The organism is Flavobacterium sp. W1B (genome assembly GCF_047344965.1).
GTDB lineage: Bacteria > Bacteroidota > Bacteroidia > Flavobacteriales > Flavobacteriaceae > Flavobacterium.
On the sequence record NZ_CP178845.1, the window covers coordinates 2235240 to 2256614 of the forward strand.

The 21375-nt window shown below is 30.5% G+C and carries 15 protein-coding genes; 11 read left to right on the plus strand and 4 right to left on the minus strand.

Annotation, left to right across the window (positions count from 1 at the left end):
* The 4 genes from ACMDB5_RS09695 to ACMDB5_RS09710 all read right to left on the minus strand — a co-directional run bounded on the left by ACMDB5_RS09695 (nt 1) and on the right by ACMDB5_RS09710 (nt 8373).
* A complete protein-coding gene (locus ACMDB5_RS09695; RefSeq protein WP_413998059.1) occupies nt 1–3138 on the minus strand; it encodes a SusC/RagA family TonB-linked outer membrane protein in 3138 nt (1045 codons plus the stop codon).
* Nucleotides 3139–3186: 48 nt separating this feature from the next.
* Nucleotides 3187–4743: an aldehyde dehydrogenase family protein gene (locus ACMDB5_RS09700; RefSeq protein WP_413998060.1), complete on the minus strand. Its 1557-nt coding sequence runs from the start codon at nt 4741–4743 to the stop codon at nt 3187–3189.
* A gap of 167 nt (nt 4744–4910) precedes the next feature.
* Nucleotides 4911–5723, minus strand: coding sequence for a DUF1338 domain-containing protein (locus tag ACMDB5_RS09705; RefSeq protein WP_413998061.1), 813 nt, complete (start codon nt 5721–5723; stop codon nt 4911–4913).
* A 955-nt stretch (nt 5724–6678) separates the two neighbouring features.
* Nucleotides 6679–8373 carry a tetratricopeptide repeat protein gene (locus ACMDB5_RS09710; RefSeq protein ID WP_413998062.1) on the minus strand — a complete coding sequence of 565 codons (1695 nt, stop codon included), beginning with the start codon at nt 8371–8373 and terminating at the stop codon, nt 6679–6681.
* A gap of 1503 nt (nt 8374–9876) precedes the next feature.
* On the opposite strand from ACMDB5_RS09710, the gene ACMDB5_RS09715 reads away from it, so the two are divergent.
* The 11 genes from ACMDB5_RS09715 (at nt 9877) to ACMDB5_RS09765 (ending at nt 21351) form a co-directional block, all read left to right on the plus strand.
* Complete coding sequence (locus ACMDB5_RS09715; protein ID WP_413998063.1) at nt 9877–10938, plus strand: helix-turn-helix domain-containing protein; 1062 nt, start codon at nt 9877–9879, stop codon at nt 10936–10938.
* The gene (locus ACMDB5_RS09720; RefSeq protein ID WP_413998064.1) at nt 10938–11357 is read left to right on the plus strand and encodes a hypothetical protein; all 420 of its coding nucleotides are present in this window, start codon (nt 10938–10940) and stop codon (nt 11355–11357) included. The genes ACMDB5_RS09715 and ACMDB5_RS09720 overlap by 1 nt, the downstream gene beginning before the upstream one ends.
* A gap of 210 nt (nt 11358–11567) precedes the next feature.
* Nucleotides 11568–11741, plus strand: coding sequence for a hypothetical protein (locus tag ACMDB5_RS09725; RefSeq protein ID WP_413998065.1), 174 nt, complete (start codon nt 11568–11570; stop codon nt 11739–11741).
* Between the two features lie 7 nt (nt 11742–11748).
* The gene (locus ACMDB5_RS09730; protein ID WP_413998066.1) at nt 11749–12369 is read left to right on the plus strand and encodes a hypothetical protein; all 621 of its coding nucleotides are present in this window, start codon (nt 11749–11751) and stop codon (nt 12367–12369) included.
* Nucleotides 12370–13424: 1055 nt separating this feature from the next.
* Nucleotides 13425–13580 carry a hypothetical protein gene (locus ACMDB5_RS09735; protein WP_413998067.1) on the plus strand — a complete coding sequence of 52 codons (156 nt, stop codon included), beginning with the start codon at nt 13425–13427 and terminating at the stop codon, nt 13578–13580.
* A 53-nt stretch (nt 13581–13633) separates the two neighbouring features.
* Nucleotides 13634–14440 carry an alpha/beta fold hydrolase gene (locus ACMDB5_RS09740; protein WP_413998068.1) on the plus strand — a complete coding sequence of 269 codons (807 nt, stop codon included), beginning with the start codon at nt 13634–13636 and terminating at the stop codon, nt 14438–14440.
* The gene (locus ACMDB5_RS09745) at nt 14430–15437 is read left to right on the plus strand and encodes a ThiF family adenylyltransferase (RefSeq protein WP_413998069.1); all 1008 of its coding nucleotides are present in this window, start codon (nt 14430–14432) and stop codon (nt 15435–15437) included. Before ACMDB5_RS09740 ends, ACMDB5_RS09745 begins: the two co-directional genes overlap by 11 nt.
* Nucleotides 15425–16558: a hypothetical protein gene (locus ACMDB5_RS09750; protein ID WP_413998070.1), complete on the plus strand. Its 1134-nt coding sequence runs from the start codon at nt 15425–15427 to the stop codon at nt 16556–16558. The genes ACMDB5_RS09745 and ACMDB5_RS09750 overlap by 13 nt, the downstream gene beginning before the upstream one ends.
* Before the next feature lie 10 nt (nt 16559–16568).
* Nucleotides 16569–17870, plus strand: coding sequence for an amidohydrolase family protein (locus ACMDB5_RS09755; protein WP_413998071.1), 1302 nt, complete (start codon nt 16569–16571; stop codon nt 17868–17870).
* Nucleotides 17871–17873: 3 nt separating this feature from the next.
* Entirely contained in the window at nt 17874–20066 is a 2193-nt protein-coding gene (locus ACMDB5_RS09760) for a peptidase domain-containing ABC transporter (RefSeq protein WP_413998072.1), read from the plus strand.
* A 1-nt stretch (nt 20067) separates the two neighbouring features.
* Complete coding sequence (locus tag ACMDB5_RS09765; protein ID WP_413998073.1) at nt 20068–21351, plus strand: HlyD family secretion protein; 1284 nt, start codon at nt 20068–20070, stop codon at nt 21349–21351.
* Nucleotides 21352–21375 lie beyond the last annotated feature (24 nt).

The following is a 21375-nucleotide window of genomic DNA, read 5'->3' on the forward strand; positions in this document are numbered from 1 at the left end:
TTAAAATACGTATTGTACACCTACAATAAATGATCTTGTAAATGGATATACAAAACGGTCAACACCAGTATCTAGCAAGTTAGTTCTTGAGAACTCTGGATCTGTTCCTGAGTATTTAGTGATGGTGAATACATTTTCAGCACTTACATAAAATCTAAGTTTGTCGATTTTTGCTGCTTCTAATAATGAGCTTGGTAATGAATACCCTATTTGCAATTGTCTCATTCTTACAAAATTTCCGTTTTCAAGGAAACGATCTGACTCTCTGCTATTTCCATTTGGATCTCCAAGTACAGCACGTGGAATGTTGCTATTGTTATCTGGAGTCCAAGAATTAAGAGTTGAAGCAAGCATATTAGTTCCTGAGCTCATAGACTCGTAGAAGTAACGATTACCATTGTATAGTTTATGTCCGAAACCACTTCCAATCAATGTACTAAAGTCAAATCCTTTGTAGCTAGCCCCTAAAGTTATATTAGCTTCTACTTTTGGTAAACCTGTACCTGCATATTCTTTGTCATTCTCATCAATTAGTCCATCGTTATTTAAATCTTTGAATCTAATGTCACCTGGTTTAGCATTAGGTTGTATTAAATTCCCATTGCTAGTATAGCTATTCACCTCGTCTGTAGTTTGAAAGATACCATTGGCACGGTAAAGATAGAAAGAGCTTATTGGCGTTCCTACTCTTGCTTGAGTTGGGAAATGTTCTGTGTCAAATTTAAGTCCTTGTCCGTTAATAGCTTGGTCTGCATTTGCAAGACTTTCTACTTTGTTTTTAAGTGAGCTTATATTAAAGCCGACATTATATTTAAAATCATTACTTTGTTCACTATAATTTACTTCAAATTCAAGTCCGCTATTGCTTACTTTTCCAACGTTAAGAATTGGGTTATCAATACCAGCTGAAGGTGCTAATTTCTTTGTAATTAACAAATCATCAGTAACATTGCGATAGTAGTTTATCGAACCACTAATTTTACCATTTCTAAGTGTATAGTCAATACCTATGTTTTTAGAATCAGTAGTTTCCCATTTTAGGTTACGGTTTTCTAATGCAGTTGCAATACTTCCCGGCCATGGATTACTTCCTGTTCCTTGTACGTAACCAGAATTTAAGTAATTCCCGGAGTAAATTAAAGAGCTAGAAGTGTAATATCCTAAAGCAGCTTCGTTACCTAAACGTCCCCAGCTCGCACGTAGCTTAGCAGTAGAGATGATGAAATCTTCTGGATAAAAATCTTCTTTATCAATTTTCCAACCTAAAGCCACAGATGGGAATGCTCCCCAACGACTGTCTTTACCAAATTTAGATGATCCATCATAACGCAAAGTGGCTTGTGCTAAGTAACGATCTTTGTAAGAATAGTTGATACGACTAAAGTAAGAAAGTCTATTGTATTGGTATTTAGAACCGTCAGCTGAATAAGTTCCTCCTTTTCCTGCTCCAATCGTTTCAAAACCAGAGTCTAAAAATCCTGCAGGACGTTCCGTTGAAACAAGTTGACCGTCTACTACAGATTGGTCAGTCGTTTTTCCTTCAACTGTAATGTCATTCCAGTTAGAAGATGATGGATTGATGGTGCTACCTAATAAAAAGTCAATAGAATGTTCGCCAAATTTTTTATCCATCATTATGGTATTTTCGAAAATTTGCTCACTCCAGTAGGTTCTAACTTCTCTATGTACCGTATATTTTTCTGGCGCTTGTATGTTTGCGATAAAAGGCGCGTTATGTGCTGTGTGTTGTGAATTTAATTCGTGGTGAGAGTAGGCAGTTTTAAATTTCAACCAAGGTGCGATATTAGCAGTGATCGAAATATTCGCTGTTAAATCTTGACCTCTTAATTCGCCACTTCTAAAGCGCTCATCAGCTACAGGGTTTGTGTTAAATGGCAATCCGTTTTTGTTTGTTAATCCGTATCCGTAAGTTTCATTTGAATCCAATACAGGAACTAATGGCGATATTGCATACACTTCTTTCAATTGAAAGTTAGGTTGCTCACTTTTAGTCGATAAGTACGATAATTTAGTGTCGATGTCAAAAATCGATTTCTTAAAGCTTACTCTTGCACTTGCATTTTTTTGTCCAAAGTTATTATCGATGATAATTCCTTTTTCTTTAGCGTAATTACCATATAGAGCAAATTTAACCACTCCCTCGCGACCTTGAACACCTAAACCATAATTTTGTGCTAAACCAGAGCGAAAAACTTGGTCCTGCCAGTTTGTGTTAGCTGTTGTTGGTGCGTTGATATATGCAGGCAATGATACAGGTGTATTAGCATATTTATTGTATTCGTCATACATTCTTTTGTGAACTGTTTTATAACCCTCAGCATCTAATAACTCTATTCTTTTTGCTGTCGAAGTGCTATTTACAAAAGAAGTAAAATCAACTTTTATACCTTGTTTAAGCCCCGATTTTGTAGTAACGATAATTACTCCGTTTGCGGCAACTGATCCATAAATGGCAGCAGCTGCTCCATCTTTAAGTACTTCTATAGACTCAATATTTGTAGGATTTACTGAACTTAAAGATCCTTGAAATCCATCAATAATACATAAAGGTTCTGTGTTCCCGAATGTATTAATTCCTCTAATTTTTATTTTTACAGCAGCACCAGCAGCACCACCGCTTTTTTGAACATTTACACCAGCTACTAATCCTTGAATAGCCTCTGATGCATTGTTTGTAGCTCTGGTTTCAATACTTTCTTTCTTAATCGAAGATATCGCTCCAGTAACATTCCCTTTTTTAATGGAACCGTATCCTATGACTACTACTTCATTTAGTTTATTGTTTTCTTCCTCAAGTGTAACGTTTAACTCCGTTTTGTTATTTACACTTAAAGTAAGATCTAAAAACCCCATGTAGGTAAAATTTAAGATTGGATTTTTTAAATCAGAAGGGATTTTTAATGTGAATTTTCCGTTTTCGTCACTCGTGGTTCCAATACTCGTTGTCGCTACTATAATATTTACCCCGGGGAGTGTATTTCCTTTATTATCTGTTACTTTTCCTGAAATACTTTTTTGCGGTTGATTTTCTTGTGCAAAAGTAAAGTGTGGTTGACATAGAAACATCATTAAGAGTATGAAGTTTAAACCCTTAAATAATAAAATTCGTTTTTTCATCTGTAATAAATTTGGTTAATTATAGTTTTTGGTTGTTTATGGTTTATTTTATTGTAAATCAAATTTAATTCCTTGTGCCAATGGTAGGCTTGTGGTATAATTAATTGTGTTAGTTTGACGCCTCATATATATCTTCCAAGCATCAGATCCAGATTCTCTTCCGCCTCCAGTGTCTTTCTCACCACCAAAAGCACCACCAATTTCAGCTCCGGATGTTCCTATGTTAACATTGGCAATTCCACAATCTGAACCTACAACTGATAAAAATCTTTCAGCTTCACGTAAATTATTGGTCATGATAGCTGATGATAATCCTTGCCCAACTCCGTTTTGATATTCAAGTGCGTTATCAACATCTCCGCTGTATTTTATTAAATATAAAACAGGGGCAAAAGTCTCGTGTTGCACAATCTCAAATGAATTTTTAGCTAAAGCAATCGCTGGCTTAACATAGCATCCACTTTCATAGCCTTCTCCAGAAAGAACTCCTCCTTCAACTAAAATAGTTCCGCCTTCTTCAACTACCTTATCTAAGGCTGCGCTGTACATTTTGACCGCGTCTTTATCGATTAATGGACCTACATGATTGTTTTCATCTAATGGATTTCCTATTTTGAGTTGTTTGTATGCCGAGACAATAGCATCTTTTACTTTTTCATAAATACTTTCATGAATAATCAAGCGACGTGTTGATGTACATCGTTGTCCTGCAGTCCCTACAGCTCCAAAAACAGCTCCAATAACAGTCATATTGATGTCAGCATCAGGAGTTACGATTATGGCATTATTTCCACCTAATTCTAAAAGTGATTTACCTAAACGTGCAGCAACAGCTTGTGCCACTTTTTTCCCCATTCTGGTTGAACCTGTAGCTGAAATTAATGGAATTCGAGCATCTGAAGTCATCAATTCACCCAATTTATAATCACCATTAATCAAGCATGAAATTCCTTCTGGTAAATTATTTTCTTTAATAACTTGAGCTATTATGTTTTGACAAGCTATTGAGCAAAGTGGTGTCTTTTCTGAAGGTTTCCAAACACAAACATCTCCACAAATCCAAGCTAGAGCAGTGTTCCAAGCCCAAACGGCAACAGGAAAGTTAAATGCCGAAATGATACCAACAACTCCCATAGGATGATATTGCTCGTACATACGGTGTCCAGGTCGCTCAGAATGCATTGTTAAACCGTGTAGTTGTCGAGATAAGCCAACAGCAAAATCACATATATCGATCATCTCTTGTACTTCTCCATATCCTTCTTGCAGTGATTTCCCCATTTCATAGGAAACCAATTTCCCTAAAGCCTCTTTGTTTTGGCGTAATTTTTCTCCAAATTGGCGAACAATTTCACCGCGTTGTGGAGCTGGCATTAATCGAAATGTCTTAAAAGCTGCTGTGGCTGCTTGTATTGTTTTTTCGTAATCCTCAGCAGTCGACATTTTTACTGAACCAATAAGTTTTCCATCGACTGGAGAATAGCTTTCCAAGATTTCGCCATTTGCAAAATGATGTAATCCTGTTGAGGTTCCCTCATTAATATCCTTTACTCCTAATTGGGTTAAGGCTTCTTTTATTCCAAATTGTGACGTTGTTGTAATCATGTTTTTTATTTACAATTAAGCATAGTTTTGGTGCTAAAAAACTAGATTTTATCTGGTTTCTAAGTATGGCAAGTGATACGCTATAAGTTTTTTAGGTTATTTTTTAGCTTTATTAGAATCAGTAGTACTCAAATGTTTGCTATTATTAACTTCCGCTTATTAATTAGTTATTGATTTTGTAATTTAACGTCAGTGCTTTCAAAAATTTTATCGGCAGATGAGGCTATAAATCCCATATATAATTCTCCGTTGCTCATTGGGTAGCGAAGTGCAAATTCGTAATAACAAGATGGAATTTGCAAGATGCCTTCATCAAATTTTACGCTTTGCATGTCAGCTAGTGTACTTGACTGTTCTAATAATTGTTCAGGAGTACCTTTTATTTTTCCTCCTGATGCGTTTAGTTTCCATCCGCTATTTTCCAGAAAAGTATTCAAAGATTCTAAGCTATTAAAGTCTTTTAATGCATTTACGTTGATCGTAAAGTGATTTGCACGAAATCCATATACATACATCCAAGCAGCGTATTCTGATTCTTCTAAAAGTGAATTGTAAACAGCTACGGATTTGTTTTTCCATACAGCTCCACTTAATACTAATTCTGGATTATTGAATGTTTCTGCATCACAACTATCTAACACCTCTTTTACTGTAGTTTGTAATTGTGGTGAACATTTCTCTAATTCTAATTCTGAGATAAAAATTCTTGGAGCATTTTTGTCTGTTGAATGCTCATAGTGCTTTGCAAATAATTTTTTAGATTCGAAAATATACTCTCCTTTCTCTTCATAGCCAACTTCTAGAAAAAGTTTTTCTAACACATTAATCTTAACTCGTTTATCATTAAATGTTCGAATAGCGATATGGTCATTCTTAATTTCTTCTCCTTTTTCCTCTAATAAATCCTGAATTTTTTTAGCGGACGGCGTGATTTCAGCGTACTGTTCCCACAATTTTGAAAGTAATTTGGTTTTGTTCATTTTTAGCGTATTTAGTATGATGTTAAATGTAACTTTAGTGACAACTGTCTCACAATGGCACTATTTTAGTGTTATTATTAATTAACCATTTTAAGGTTTCTTTTATGTGGATTTTACATTTTATATAATTGATAAACAAGTGTTTGAATAGTAATATATCATTTCGATAGTACGAATTGTCTAGATAATTAAATCGTAAAAATTCAAGATACAAATGGTAGAATTTCTTAAATACTAATCCAATATTGCGGACTTGACTATTTTCTCCAAAACTTCCTTTTATAATAATGTAATGTGGATATGTCATTGTCACAAATCCAAAATGCATTAGAATAGAAAGCAATAAATTAGACGTTTTTAAGAACGTTTTTGATTTTTTGATTACCATCGTAATTTATTTGTTAGCAGAATTAGAATTCAATTTTAATTTAAGTTTTAGGCTCACAAATATTAAATTATTTCAAGATAAAACATCAAAAAGAAACTTTACTTGACCTTTACATTCTTTAAATAAACCATTATTTACAGTGGCCTTAGCAAAGAATTATGAGTGTAAGTAGTACATTTTTAGTATGATGGAGATTTTTTAAAAAAAAGACAGTTTTTATTCTTGTCAAAATAAAAATTCAATTACAGAAAGAATAAAGAGTATCTTAAAGTAAGAATATATTGTTGATTAGTTTGATATAATACTATCAATTACGAAGTTCTCGGTGAGAAAAGGAATCAAAATTTACAGTAAAAAAAGACCACACTATTCAAATTATATATTAACTCCTAATGAAGTGCATTAACAGATTAAAATAAAAAGGAGCACTTATAATGCAAAAAACAGTTGCAAAATTAATTTCGCAACTGTTTAATAATTTGACAATTTTTGTCTTATAAATTTTGTTAATGATTGAGGACAACGACAGAGCATAATATTTGAAGATGTCCAAGAAAGATTAATAGCCTAAATGTTTTCCAGATAAACAACCAAGTTGTCTTTGTTTTCTAATCCTAATTTTTTTCTTAACCTATGCCTACCAATTTCTACTGAATTAGCAGAGATATTATTAATATTTGCTATTTCTTTAGAGCTAAGTTTAAGTTTAACCTGTACAGCCAACTGAATATCTTTATTAGTTAAATTAGGATGTTTTTCTTTAATTCTAAATAAAAAATCACTTTGTAGGGTTTCTATGTTTGCATGAAATTGCTGAATATCTTCATTTAAATCAAATTTAAAAGTGTACTCGTTTATAAGCGCATTGATGTCTTGTTTAAGTACACTTAAATCGGTAAATTTTAAATTTTTTAAAGATTTTGCTAGATCCTTATAAATGTTAGTTCTTTGAGAAATGAACAAAGCTAGATTTGTAAGTTCCTTAGTTTGAAAATCCAGTCTGCGTTCTAAATTCTCCTGTAATAGAAATTGTGATTTTAGTTTTTCCTTTGAAAGTTTATGATTTTGTAGATAAATAGCTTTTTTCTTTTTTATATTATTCCACAACGAAGCTATTACTAGAATTCCTATAATTGCCAATAATAAAGAACCAATCAATAGGGATTTTCTTTTCTGTGATTCCAATTGACGTTGTTGCTCTAATAACTTGATTTCAGATTCGCGTCGTTCAGCCTCATATAAAATCCGCATTTCAGCCAACTTTTCACTTTTATTACTTGTGAAAACTTCAGATTTACCATTAGTATATTTTATATAAAAATTGAAAGCCTCCTTATAGTTATTTAATGCTAGATAATAATCGGACATAATCTTATCATTCTCTAAAACGAGTTCCTTTTTATTGCCTAATACTTTAATAATAGCCCTAGATTCTTCTAACAATGAATAGCATTCTTCATAATTTTTGAGTTTTAGGTGCACTATAGCAAGTTCTTGAAGAACATAAACTTTTTTGTTGTCATATTTAATTTTACTCTCAATATCTAGCGCAGACTCTAAGATTTTTTTGGCCAAATTGAGTTCATTAATTTTACGATAGCAAATGCCCATATTTTTCATAGTTTCTGCGATTCTGTCCTTATTATTAGAATCTTTTATGAGTTTTAAAGATTTTTTAAAAAAAAATAATGCCAAATTATAATCGCCTTTGGCATCATGAATTATTCCGATACTATTATAACTGTATGCAATTCGCTGCTTGTTGCCTATTTTTTCATGTATGATTAAAGCTTGAGTATGATATTCTAATGCTTTTTCATAATATCCAATGTCATAATACAACCACCCAAGTGTCCGTAAGGTAAAGGCGAGATCATAATCATTTGCAAGGGCTTTTCGTATTTCTAAGGATTTTAGTCCGTAATGTAAAGCTTTGTCATAGATATTATTAAACAAATAACCCTGACACAAATTTATAAGCGCTAAACCTTCTTGGTCTTTATTTTTAAACTCAATTGATAAACGTAAAGCTTCCGAGCCATATTTCAAAGTTTTATTAGGATCGATGGCCCAGTTTATCTCGGCAATTCTATTTAATAAAGACAGTTTTTTTTCTCCTTTAGAGGTCGGCAAGATTGTTAACAAACTGTCTAATTCAACCTGTGAATCACTAGGGTTTTCATCCCATATATTTTTCTGAGATTGGGCTGTAAAACAGACAAATATAAAACTAATAAGTAGGAGATGAAGGAGTTTTTTCATTGCAAGAAATTTTTAAAAATAGAGTTATACTCTTTATTATAATGCTTTTTAAAGCTTCAAATATCATCATTATTTATGTATTTAAGTTCAATAGTGTGGACTTAAAATAAGATAAAAACCCGATGTTTACTATTATGTTCATTGATATTATTGTAATTATATTTTATAAGTAGTTCATTTACTGATTTTTTGTCGAGTGCAAATTCCAGCTATATTGACCACCCAATTCCAATTTGAAATGACTACTGAATTCTATTAGGTATTGTTCGTGAAAATAAATGATAATTTGTTGATTTTTAACAAACGGATTTGTGTTTGAGATGGATTTTTTAATGTTTTTTATTGGTCAATTAAAATTGGGTGGTCAGTTTGATCGTTTTTTCCAATTATGTCGCTCGTATTGACTCAGTATGCTGATCAACATTTGATGTGTTATTTGCTGTCTTTCAAGCTTAGATAATAATCTGCTGAAATCTATAATCTGTTTTTTTGATTGTAAAATAATAAGTAGATAATCGGTAAAATATCGATTATCTACTCATATAGATACATGAAAATTTAAGGAAGAGTATTTCATTTACATATGGATAAGTCAAAATTATCGACTATATGGCAGCGTAGAGTAACTAAAAAAAATGAACTTAGACGAAAGATTGATATGGGTGTTTGGCTTTGTAAAGAGTTTTGTAGAATTGATAATAAAGAATACCTAAATAATATTTCAAGAAATGGAACTTAACTCAATATCAAATTTTTGTTTGCATAGCCACTATCTTAACTCAATTTTACTACCTGCTCTTTTAAAGACAGCATCATAAATTTTAGGGGCTTTTTTCATAAGTTAAAATTAAGATTTATTCTTAACTTATACTGCCTAATAAGTTGGCATGTCCAGTAAAGTCAATAAAAACAAGTGGTTAGTAAATAAAAGAAAGGTAATTACTTTCCGATGCAGAAATTAACAGCCCAGTGTTTATTGTGGTTTACAGACCTTGAGGTACAAATGAAGTACTAATCTGAACAAAACAACACGAAGTAAAAACAAACAAACTTTTATCTACTATTTCAATAGGACAATAGCCATTTGATAGTCTGCAGTAATATCTTTTCTAAGAACACATTAATCCAGTGGTTAATGCAAATTTATAAAAAAATATTATAAAAATAAAGTAGCTCGATTATAATATTAATGAATTAAAGGCTTTTGAGTTTTAAAGTTTCTTTTTAGACTTCTACTGGGAGAGAAAGAGGTTCTTCTCTAAATCGCTTCAAGCAAATGAAACCCGTGGTTTACAAAAATATATTTTTCAGGGTACCAACAAGGGTACCAGAACTTTCAGAAGAAGTTTGCCTTGTAAAGATATATAAAAATGCGACGTAGAATTTTAGAAATGTACAAAGAATGAATGTGAACACACAAAAATACTTTTTTTTTATAAAAAAAATATAGTTTTGTGTGTTTCTTGTTTTCTTTTTTTATATCTTTGAAAAAAAATAATTAAAATGAATATCGGAGAAAGAATAAAAGAGCTAAGATTGCAAAAAGGGTTTTCTCAAGAAGACCTTGCTGTTCGTGCTAATTTTTCAAAGTCATATATTCAAAAATTTGAAGAAGGACAAAGAGAAATTAAGTCTTCTCAATTGCTTCAACTGTCAACTGCATTAGAAGTTAGTATATCTGAAATAATCGCACCAACAAATTATGATTCAAATGAATTTGTCTTAAGGAATATTGAATTCAGAGAGGAGTTTAAGATAAATAATGTAGACCTTTTTGGGAAAAAGATTTTAGGAGATTTATATAAGAAATATTCGTCTTATAGTAAATTAGAAAAAATGATTAATCATGTTTTGGTATTCCAAAATCCTCTAAAAAATATAGATGTTATATCTAATAAGAAACAAGTAGAAGATATAGCGCTTTTTTTAAGAAAGAAATGGAAATTTGAAAATACTCCTATTTATGATTTAATCGGTTTTTTAGAAGATTTAGGAATAAAAATTTTTGAAGTTAACGAAGATGAAAGTTTTGCAGGATTTTCTTGTTGGGTAAAAAACACTCCAATAATTGTAATTAATATTACTAATACAGACATTCCTAGACGTCGATTTACCGTTCTTCACGAGCTCGCACATTTGTTATTGCCTTTTAATAAAAATGAGAAACCTGAAATTATAGAACGTTTTTGTGACCAATTCGCTGGCGCAATGCTTTTACCGAGTGAAATTTTAAAAACGTACATAGGCACAACAAATAGTATTACTTTGGAAGAACTTAAAAGAATAAAAAGTAAGTTCGGTATTTCAATTTTTGCAATATTAGTGAGGATGTTAAATTTAGATATTCTTACTTGGGAGAAATATAACATATGGAAAGAACAATATTACTCTTGGAGGGATAAAGAATGTGAATTCAGTGGTAGAGAATCTGTAAGTAGATTCAATTATTTAATAGCAAAAGGATTAAGGGAAAATTCATTTAGTAAAAGTGTTGCTAGTGAGTTATCTGGTATGCCAATATCTAAACTGAATAATAACTCATTTACAAAGGAATTTTTATTTTAATGATTGTATTAAACGACATAGAGTTAGTTTCTTTCATGCGTGCTTTAAAATTATTAAAGGACAGGGAATTTCTCATTTCTTATTTTTACATGGGTGGAAATTATTTAGATGGAATGGAAAAGCAATTACTAAGAATGCTTGATGAAAGTGGACAAATAGAAATTTTTGAATTATCAAATGACTTTTATTCTTTTTGTAATAACTGTGATAAAGAAAAATTAAGACTGGAAACTACGGATATATCTTCAGTATATTACGCTAAAATGAATAATCTTCCATTAGTCACAACATGTCAAAACGTTAAGAATTTTGCAGAGTTAAATAATGTAAAAGTACTTGGTATTGATGAAGCTCTTAAGTTTGTTAATTCTAGTCAAGATGCAATTAATTTTTTAAATAATATGATTAAAGTAATATAATAAAAATATACAGTACTAAAATAGAAAAGCCCAAAATCAACTAAGAAATTAGGCTTTGGTATTGAAGAATAAAATATTTTTTCTTCTTGATTTCGCACTTCAAAAGTAAAACAATTAAATTCTTCTACCAAGATTTTTTTCTTAAATCTGCGGGCTAATCTTTTACAGTTCTGTTTTATAATTAATTAATAATTTTTAAAACAGTCAATTATGGCAACGAATGCACCAAAAGACGGAAGTCGAAATGGAGCGGTTAAAGAACGCTCGCAAGTCCAGAATACTAAAACGGGTCTCTGGACTAAAAGGGATACCAATACTGGTAAATTTATGGATGTAAAAACATCTAGTCCTGAACCATTTAAAGGAATAAGAAAAGAAAAGTAAGTTTATTATGGAAGAAAAATTTGTACAAAAAACAGTAATTCTAGACCCTGAAAAAGGTTCTGGAAAAATTAAAGTTGAAAAACTTTGGGAGTTAATTGAGGAACATCCTTATAAAGAAGCTATTTATGAAGCCCTTGATATTGAAAAAATCAAAAATGAGTTTATATGTATTGATTTCATTGATACAGTGTATGAAAAGATTAAATCTTATAATGAAAAATATAAGAGATATTCGATTTTGGCACAAGTTAAGGATATTAACGTCCATCAGGAGGAGAAATTAGTTGAAGGGCAACTAGAGAATAATATAATCTTTCAGTTTGAGGAATATGTAGATGTTGATGAAATTAAGTATGACATGAAAGCAATTGCTAAATATGATTCTAAAAATACTTATTTTGATGAGTATTCTATGACAAAATTTGCAAATTACTTATTTGACAAAAGACAATCTCGACTCGTTAATTATAACCTTCAGCATTTTAAAAATTTGGCTAGAAATTCAGAAGAATTTAACAAGCACAGAAGTTATCGATTAGTAGAAAATGATGGTGAGTTTTTTCTAAGAGGAATAACATCAACGAAATATTGTGAGTATGGAGTAGACTGTAAATTCCAATGGCGTTGACCACCTCATTCCAATTTGAAATGACTACTTTATTCTATTAGGTGTTGTTCGTAAAAAGAAATGATAATTTGTTGATTTTTAACAAACTGATTTGTGTTTGAGATGGATTTTTTAATGTTTTTTATTGGTCAATTGAAATTGGAATTGGGTGGTCAGTTTGATCGTTTTTTCCAATTATAGGGTTTGTACTGAAAAAAATGTGGCATAGAAAGCTTTAAAAAATGATTTGATATATTTAAAGAAGAAATTCAACGCTTTATAAGTATTATTTCAACTCATTTTGATCAATTATGTTGAAAATCGATCTCACATCTGCAGAAGTGTGTTTTATGTTTTTCTTGGTCATTATATAATATAAAGTCCCGTTACGGTTTATGAATCTTTGGAAGGCAATCGTGACGCTTGCTTTAGCCTAGGGGAATTTTAAGTAAATCAATATTTGAATATTCTTAAACTCATAGAGTATATTTTTTGTTCCAAAAAAAAGTGCCTCTATTTTTTTTAGCCTCAATAGTGTAAATTCCAGTGGTATTGACCACCTAATTCCAATGTGGTACTTAAAGTTGTATGTGTTGAATTTAGAAAATCGAAAAGAAGGCATTTCTTCGCTCGTTAGTTAGTTGTCGGGTCTATTTCAAATTTTAAAAACATTGAAGAATTTAATAATCAATCTAGTTATAAAAATGTTGCTTAACTAATTGTACAGTTTTTGTTTGCATATCCAGCTTTGTCATAAATTTTTCGGACTTTTTTCATAAGTTAAAATTAAGATTATTTCTTAACTTTTTGTAATCGCTAAGTTAGCATGTCTATTCTTTTAGTATTGCAATTTCACCACTTTTTAGACGAATACTTTAACATACTTTGCTTAAAAACTGCCTCATTTGTTAAAGATTGGAATCGTTGTATTTGTATCTCATTTCTTATCTATAGTTTGGTTGTGGAATTATCTTATATTCGTTGTTTTTATGAAACTAAGTGCACGTAGAGGATTTAGAAGGGATGTTTGGGGATGATTTTGAAACATAAATTATTTAACCATAAAATTTAAAATTATGAAATTAAGTTTAGACGCTTTAAAAGAAAGAGCAGAAGCTATTGCTTCGGAAGAATTGTTAGGTACTATTTCAGGTGGTTTAGAAGAGGCCTGTCATGATGTGAAAATTAAAGATGAAAGAGATAAAGCTATTATCATTTGTGATAATATTTGATTAATTTTTTACTGTCTGAAAAATATTTTTCAGACAGTACTTTTATTTAAGCTATGAAAGCAATTATAATTTTATTTTTTATATGTTATGGGGCAACTTGTTTTGGTATTAATCCAAAAAAAGATTACATAGGAACACCTAAAGAATACCAAATTAACTACGAAGAAATAAGCATAAAGAATAAAGATATAGAAATTTGTATTTGGATTTCTCAGCCAAAAGAAAATTTAATAAACAATAAAAATATTAAAACAATTATACTTGCTTATGGAGATTATGGAAACATGTCCTACTATTTACCCTATATAAACTTCTATACAAAATTAGGTTTTAGAGTGGTATCATTTGACTATAGAGGTTTCGGGAGAAGCTCACCAGTTTTTATAGATCAAAATATCCTTTTTTATGATGAGTTTGCTGTGGACTTGAAAAATGTAATTTCTTATTGTAAAAAAAAGATTAAAATCGAAAAAATTGGAATAGTATCTCTATCAATGGGTACCATTTTGACTTGTATAGCCTTGCAAAATGAAAGGATTGAGTTTATAATAGCAGAAGGTTGTGTTTATAACGTTTACGACATTGTAGAAAGATTAAAAAAAATAAAAAATAAACAAATAACACTAAAAAAAAGTTATGACCTCCCTAGAAAATGGAGTTTGATCAAATCGAGAATGTTACTTTTAGTAGCAAATAAAGACAGTATAACTACTTATGAGGACTCACAAAATATAGTAATTCAGAATCCAAAAAAGAGAAGTTTATCCATATATGATGGTGATCATTTAAGTATATTAAATAACTTAAAAAATTTCGAGTTTTATGAACAACAAATTAATCATTTTTTAAATGACAAATAAATTTTTTTTCAAAAAATACATATCAATATACAGAGCATTAGATAAAGTATGTATTGGTTTTGTAGGTAATAATGATTATTTAGAAGTAGAAAACAATTCGATAAATTACAAACTTCTTGAAAATATGTTAAAGAATGGCATATCAAATAAAGATTTAAAAAAATTCCCTTACAATGAATTATATAAAAAAGGATTTATTGAAAATGCGAACACTACGTCCAAAGTTAGAAGCGAACTTTATTTAAATTACTTATTAAGTATTAATAATTGCGAAGGTTCGAAAGAAAGAGAAATATTAATATTTGGAGCTGGAGCAGGTGGAAGTTCATTAATATATCTTTTAGCTCAATTTGGGTTTAAAAACATTAGTATAGTTGATTTTGATGATGTTGAAGAAACTGATTTGTTTAGAGTTATGACTTTTGATAAGTCTGATGTTGGAATGAAAAAAATTGATTCCTTGAAAAGAAAAATAAAACAAAATTTCTCTATAAATATCAAAGTTTATAACGAAAATTTATTAAACAAAGAAGAATTAAGTAACTTGATTACAAATATTAATCCAGATTTTATTGTTAAGGCCTGTGATCCAAAAGGATTATTTTTGACTAATTTAAATGAAATATGCTTTAGAAATAAAATACCCTATATTATGATGGCTTATTCCTATGAATTTATAAAAATTGGGCCCATTTATGTGCCTAGTATAACTTCGTGTAATGAATATCTTTCAACTTATGCTAAAGATAAGTATGGAGAGCACTATAAAATTGAACATTTTGAAAGAATGTTTGGAGAATATCTTATTCATCCATCTATTTCGTTTAATATTAATATTTTATCATCATTAGTGTTTAAAGAAATTCTTTTTTTTCTACTGGAGCAGTTTCAATATTGCCAAACTATCGGAAGACTAATGGTCTTAAATCCATTAACATTGGAAACAAAAAGTATATTCATTAAATGTAAAGATGATTGTAGAATATGCAAAATATAATTAGTGTAAATCAAACCAAAATAATTAACACAATCAAACTTCTTATTTACAAAGACAGTCCAAGTTTGTTAGAAAAAATAGATTTTGATAATGATGAAATCTTTTTAGAGCCTTTGCTTTTTTCTTACTTCAACTCAAAGAAGAGAAATATGTTTTCAAATGAGCTTTTAGAAGAGATATTGCAAGGATTTTTTGTAGAAAAAGGAGAACCAAAAACTAATCGTTCTTTCAATAAAAGTAATATTGCCTATATTCCAAATGTTGGCTATTTCAAGAAAGGGTTGAAAAATATACAAGAACCTATATTAAAATCAATAGATTTTGAAATTTTAAAAGAAATTCACCCTACACAAGAACCTTATTTCAGAGAATTCTATAAAGGACACATTGTTAAAGACAATCCTTTATATAAATCTGTCTGGCAGGACAAACATAAAGAATTGGAGAAAGCCATATTAATTATTAAAGAATATTTGCCAGATTTTTATCAAGAATTGGCTTTTGCTAATAGAAAAATCTATCTGCATGATAATCCTAAAATTTTAAACTTTACAACGGTCGAAACTTTGGGGATGTTGTATTTATATGTTTTAGGAGAAAATAATCTTATTTATTTTATTGAAGAATTAATACATCAAGGTTCCCATAATTTTTTATATTATGTTGTACACAATAGAAAGGATTATTTCAAAATTGATGTCGATAATATATTAATGAGAGGTTTAACTAAACAAGAATGGGATTATAGGAATGTTTATGGTGCTTACCATGGATTATATACTGTTGCCAAAAGAGTGGAATGTTTTGATATTTTATTATCTAAAAGTGTCTTTACAGGCAAAAAAAAACATGAGCTATTAGGGAGATTAGCAGATCAATTTTCACGATTTAGAACTGGATTAGAGTTGTTAAATTTTGAAGAAGTATTCACCAAAAAAGGTCAGGATTTCTATTTTGAATATGACACCAAGTGTCAAAATATTTTAAATAAATACAAAATATTACCTACTATTTTTGATTTAAGTAATAGAGATCTAGATTTTAGGTATGATGATTTTTGCAAGTTAAATCCAATTTCAGAATTTTATAAAAAAGAAGAACAAGGAATTTTTAATTTTTAACAAATACAAAATGAAATATATTTTAGTTTTTATTGGTTTATTCTCCACTCAAATTTTATTTTCACAGAAAACACAAGTTGATTATTTATTGTCAAATGTATCTGTAATTCCTATGAATAAAGAAGTTATTTTAAAAAACAGGGATATTGCTATAAAAAATGGCATAATTGTTAGTATTACGGACTCCAAAAAAGGAATTTTTGATGCTAAACAAACAATAGATTGTACAGGGAAATTTATTTTGCCTTCATTAGGTGATGCTCATGTACACTTACCTGGTAATGAGAAAGATTTAGAAAAATACTTAACTCTAAACCTCATTAATGGAGTAACTAAACTACGTTCGATGCGAGGAGATGATAAACATATTGAATGGAGAAAAAAATACAATACAGAAACAAGTATATACCCAAAAATGTATTTATCTGCAACACCAATTCATCGAAGCCAAGATTTCAGTAATGAGCAATTATTTCAATATGTAAAGGATATAAAAGAAAATGGCTTTGATTTTATTAAAGTATTAAGCGTAAAAAATCAAGATGTATTTATGAATCTTGATAAACTTTGTAAAGAGAATAATATAAAAATGGCGGGACATTTTCCAAGTGAACCAAAAGGGTTAGTTATTTCAGATGATATAATTTTTAATTCAAATTTAAACTCAATAGAACATCTCAGTGGTTTAGTTGGCGATCCAATTTTTTTTGAGAGTAGAATAACATTAATGAAAAATAAAAGCATTTTTTCCTGTCCTACTTTAAGGTGGTATGAAATTGCTTATGGACAATTTGATATTAATCTTATTCAAAAGCAAAAAGGAATTGAGTATATAGAAGAGAAAACCGTTGCTGAATGGGCGGACAAAACTATAAAATATAGAGAAAAAATAGGTGAAAAAGCACTTAATGAAGAGTTAGCTTTTTATGCAAAAGAAATTGATGAACGACTAGAAGTGATAAATAGACTAAATAGGGAAGGTGTTAAATTGTTATTAAGCCCTGATAGTAGTTCAAAATTCATAGTCCCTGGATTTGGTATGATGGATGAAATCAAATTATACAAAAAAGCGGGGTTGTCTAATTATGATATTTTAAAAGCTGGAACAATAAATTTCGCAAATTATTTCAATGATGCAACTACAGGAAGTGTAGAAGTTGGTAAAAAAGCAGACTTTTTATTTTTGAATGAAAATCCATTAGAAAATATAGTAGCAGTTGGACAAGTTGAGGGAGTATTCTTTAATAATAATTATTTAAATAAACAGAAACTAGAGGAGTTAGCTGCTTCTGTTTTGTCAAATAAAAATTAATAGATGTTAAAAAAAGAATTTACACATTTTAGACAATTGGATTACAGAGATTGTGGTCCAACTTGTTTAAGGATGATTGCTAAACATTACAATAAAACTTTTTCGAGAGAGTTCTTAAGAGACAAAGCTAGTATTACCAAAATAGGTGTTACTATGGCGGGCATTGCTGAGGCTGCTGAGGCTATAGAAATGCGTACACTGGGTATGCGAATTTCAATCGAAAGTTTGGTTACAGAAGCACCGGTGCCTTTTATTGTTCCTTGGCGACAAAAACATTTTGTAGTAGTTTATAAAACTACCAAAACAAAAATTTTTGTTGCCGATCCAGCGCAAGGATTATTGCAGTATTCACACGAAGATTTCAAAAAAGCGTGGACAAACACTAATGATGACACCGGTTTTGTGTTATTGCTAGAACCCAATGCACAGTTTTATGGGTTAGAGGAAGACAAGGACAAAAGCAAAGGATTTTCGTTTTTGATTCCCTATTTCAGACCGTATAAAAAACTAATTAGTCAGTTGTTTATAGGTTTATTGGTAGCAACCATTATTCAGTTTATCTTGCCGTTTTTGATGCAATCAGTGGTGGATATAGGGGTGAATCATCGTGACATTCCTTTTATCTACTTGATTTTGATTTCGCAATTGGTCTTGATATTGTCTCAAACCTTGGTTAGTATTTTTAGGGAATGGTTGCTAATACATATTACGAGCCGTTTTAACATCAAAATGATTTCGGATTTTTTGTTCAAAATGTTGAAGCTTCCTGTTTCGTATTTTGAAACAAGAAACACGGGTGAGCATTTGCAGCGCATTACCGATCATACCCGTATTCAAAACTTTGTTTCGTCATCGACTTTGAATATGGTTTTTTCTATGGTAAGTTTTGTAATCTTCAATGGTATTCTGGCATATTATAATCTAAAAATATTTATTGTTTTTATTGTTTCGGCAGTTCTTTACGTGAGTTGGACTTTCTTTTTCTTAAAGAAAAGAGCGGAGTTGGATTATAAACGTTTTGACGAAACTTCACAAAGCCAGACTTCTTTAATACAAATAATTAATGGTGTCAAAGAAATAAAAATCAATAACTCTCAAAGGAAAAACCGCTGGAAATGGGAGTACACACAGATAAGTTTATTTAAAACTTCATTAAGTACGTTAAAGGTGGCGCAATACCAATCCATTGGAGCAACTTTTATCAATGAATTGAAAAACATTGCGATTATTTTTCTTTCTGCTAAAGCAGTTGTTGATGGTGAATTGACGCTCGGAATGATGGTGACGATTCAATATATTGTAGGTCAGTTGAATTTACCTTTAGGGAATTTCGTTGCATTTATACAAACTTGGCAAGATGCAAAAATAAGTATGGAGCGGCTGTCGCAAGTGCACTGCAAAGAGGACGAAGATGATTTTAAGTTGCATAAAGTTAAAGAATTAACCGAGAACAAAACCATTGAGATTGTAGATATGTCCTACAGATATGGCGGAAAATCGACACCTTTTGTTTTGAAAAATATTAATTGTAGCATTCCAGAAGGCAAAACCACTGCCATAGTGGGTGCCAGTGGTAGCGGAAAAACAACTTTAATGAAGTTGTTGCTGAAATTTCACGAGCCAACGAAAGGTAGAATCAATATAGGATCAGTCGATTTAACGCATATTAACAATGATTATTGGCGTTCTAATTGTGGTGCCGTTATGCAGGATACTTTTATGTTTAATGATACTATTGGTGGTAATATCTCTGAATCTGAACAAAATGAAATTATTGATAGAGACAAATTAAACAATGCTGCATTTGTTGCCAATATGGATGATTTTATTCAAAAATTGCCAAATAAATACAATACGGAATTGGGCACATCAGGTATTCGATTAAGCGGAGGTCAGGAACAACGAATTATGATTGCGAGAGCAGTATATAAAAATCCTCTTTATGTTTTCTTCGATGAAGCAACATCGGCACTTGATGCTAATAATGAGAAAGTAATTATGCATAATTTAGATAATTTTTTAAAAGAAAAAACAGCAATAATTGTTGCACATCGTTTAAGTACTGTCAAGAATGCAGATAAAATAATTGTGTTAGAAGACGGTGCAGTTGTAGAGCAAGGTACACACGAAAATTTGACTGATCTAAAAGGTAAATATTATGAGCTAGTCAAAAATCAATTGGAATTAGGAAATTAGTATGGAAGAATCGAATGACGGATTAAAAATATATAGTGAAGAAGTAAGAGATGTTCTTTCGGATCCACCTAAAGCTATTTTAAGATGGGGAAATACATTATTGCTGGGTTTTGTGATTGTATTGTTACTGTTATCTTGGATTATTAAATATCCTGATATTGTTTCAACGGAAATTGTAATAACAACTACAATTCCTCCTGAAAAATTAGTAGCCAGAACTTCAGGAAAGATAGAAACTTTGTTGGTTAATGACAAAGAGATTGTACAAGCGAATAGTTCTTTGGCAATCATTCAAAACACAGCAAGTTATAAAGACGTCTTTTTACTGAAAAGTATTGTTGAGTCCTATTCAAACGGGAAGGGTTTTGATTTTGGTAAACTGAAAAATGCACAATTAGGAGATATAGAAAGTACATACGCACAGTTTCATTCGGCTTATATTGCCAATGAATTAAATACAGTATTGCAACCTTTTCAAGTAGAGGGCAATGCTCAGAATTCTGAAAATAGTCAAATTAGAGAGCGATTAAAGATCTTACAACAGCAAAAAGAACTTAATGAAGTTGAATTGCAATTGCAAATAAATGATGTAAACAGATATGAAACTTTACTCAATAAAGGGGTTGTTTCGATCCAAGATTTTGAGAATAAAAAATTGGAATATCTTCAAGTTGAGAAGGGTTATAAAAACTTGTTGAGCAGTATCTCACAGTTAAAATCAACTTTGATTGATAATAGCAGAACAAGTACGAGCACCAAAATTAATGGAACTAAAGAAGAAGTAAACTTAGAGAGCAACAAAATGCAATCCTTTTATCAATTGAAAAAAGTAATAAAAGATTGGGAATTAGCCTATGTATTAAAATCATCCGTTTCCGGTAAAGTCTCTTTTTTACAAATTTGGACCGAAAATCAAACCATAAATGCGGGTGACAATGTTTTTTCTATAATTCCCACATTAGAGAAAGGATATATTGGAAAATTAATAGCTCCTGCGTTGAATTCTGGAAAAATAAAATTAGGGCAAGATGTAAATATTCGATTGGCAAATTTTCCGGACAGAGAATTTGGTATTCTTAAAGGCAAAGTTGAAAACATTTCTCTTGTACCAGATAAGAATGGTAATTTATTGCTAGATGTTGCATTGCCAAGAGGATTGGAAACTTCTTACCATAAAACAATCGCATTTCGACAAGAAATGATAGGAAGTGGTGAAATCGTTACTGAGGACTTAAGATTGATTGAACGTTTGTTGTATCAGTTTCGAGATCTTTTTAAAAGATAAAACATTGTCGAATTATATTTTTGA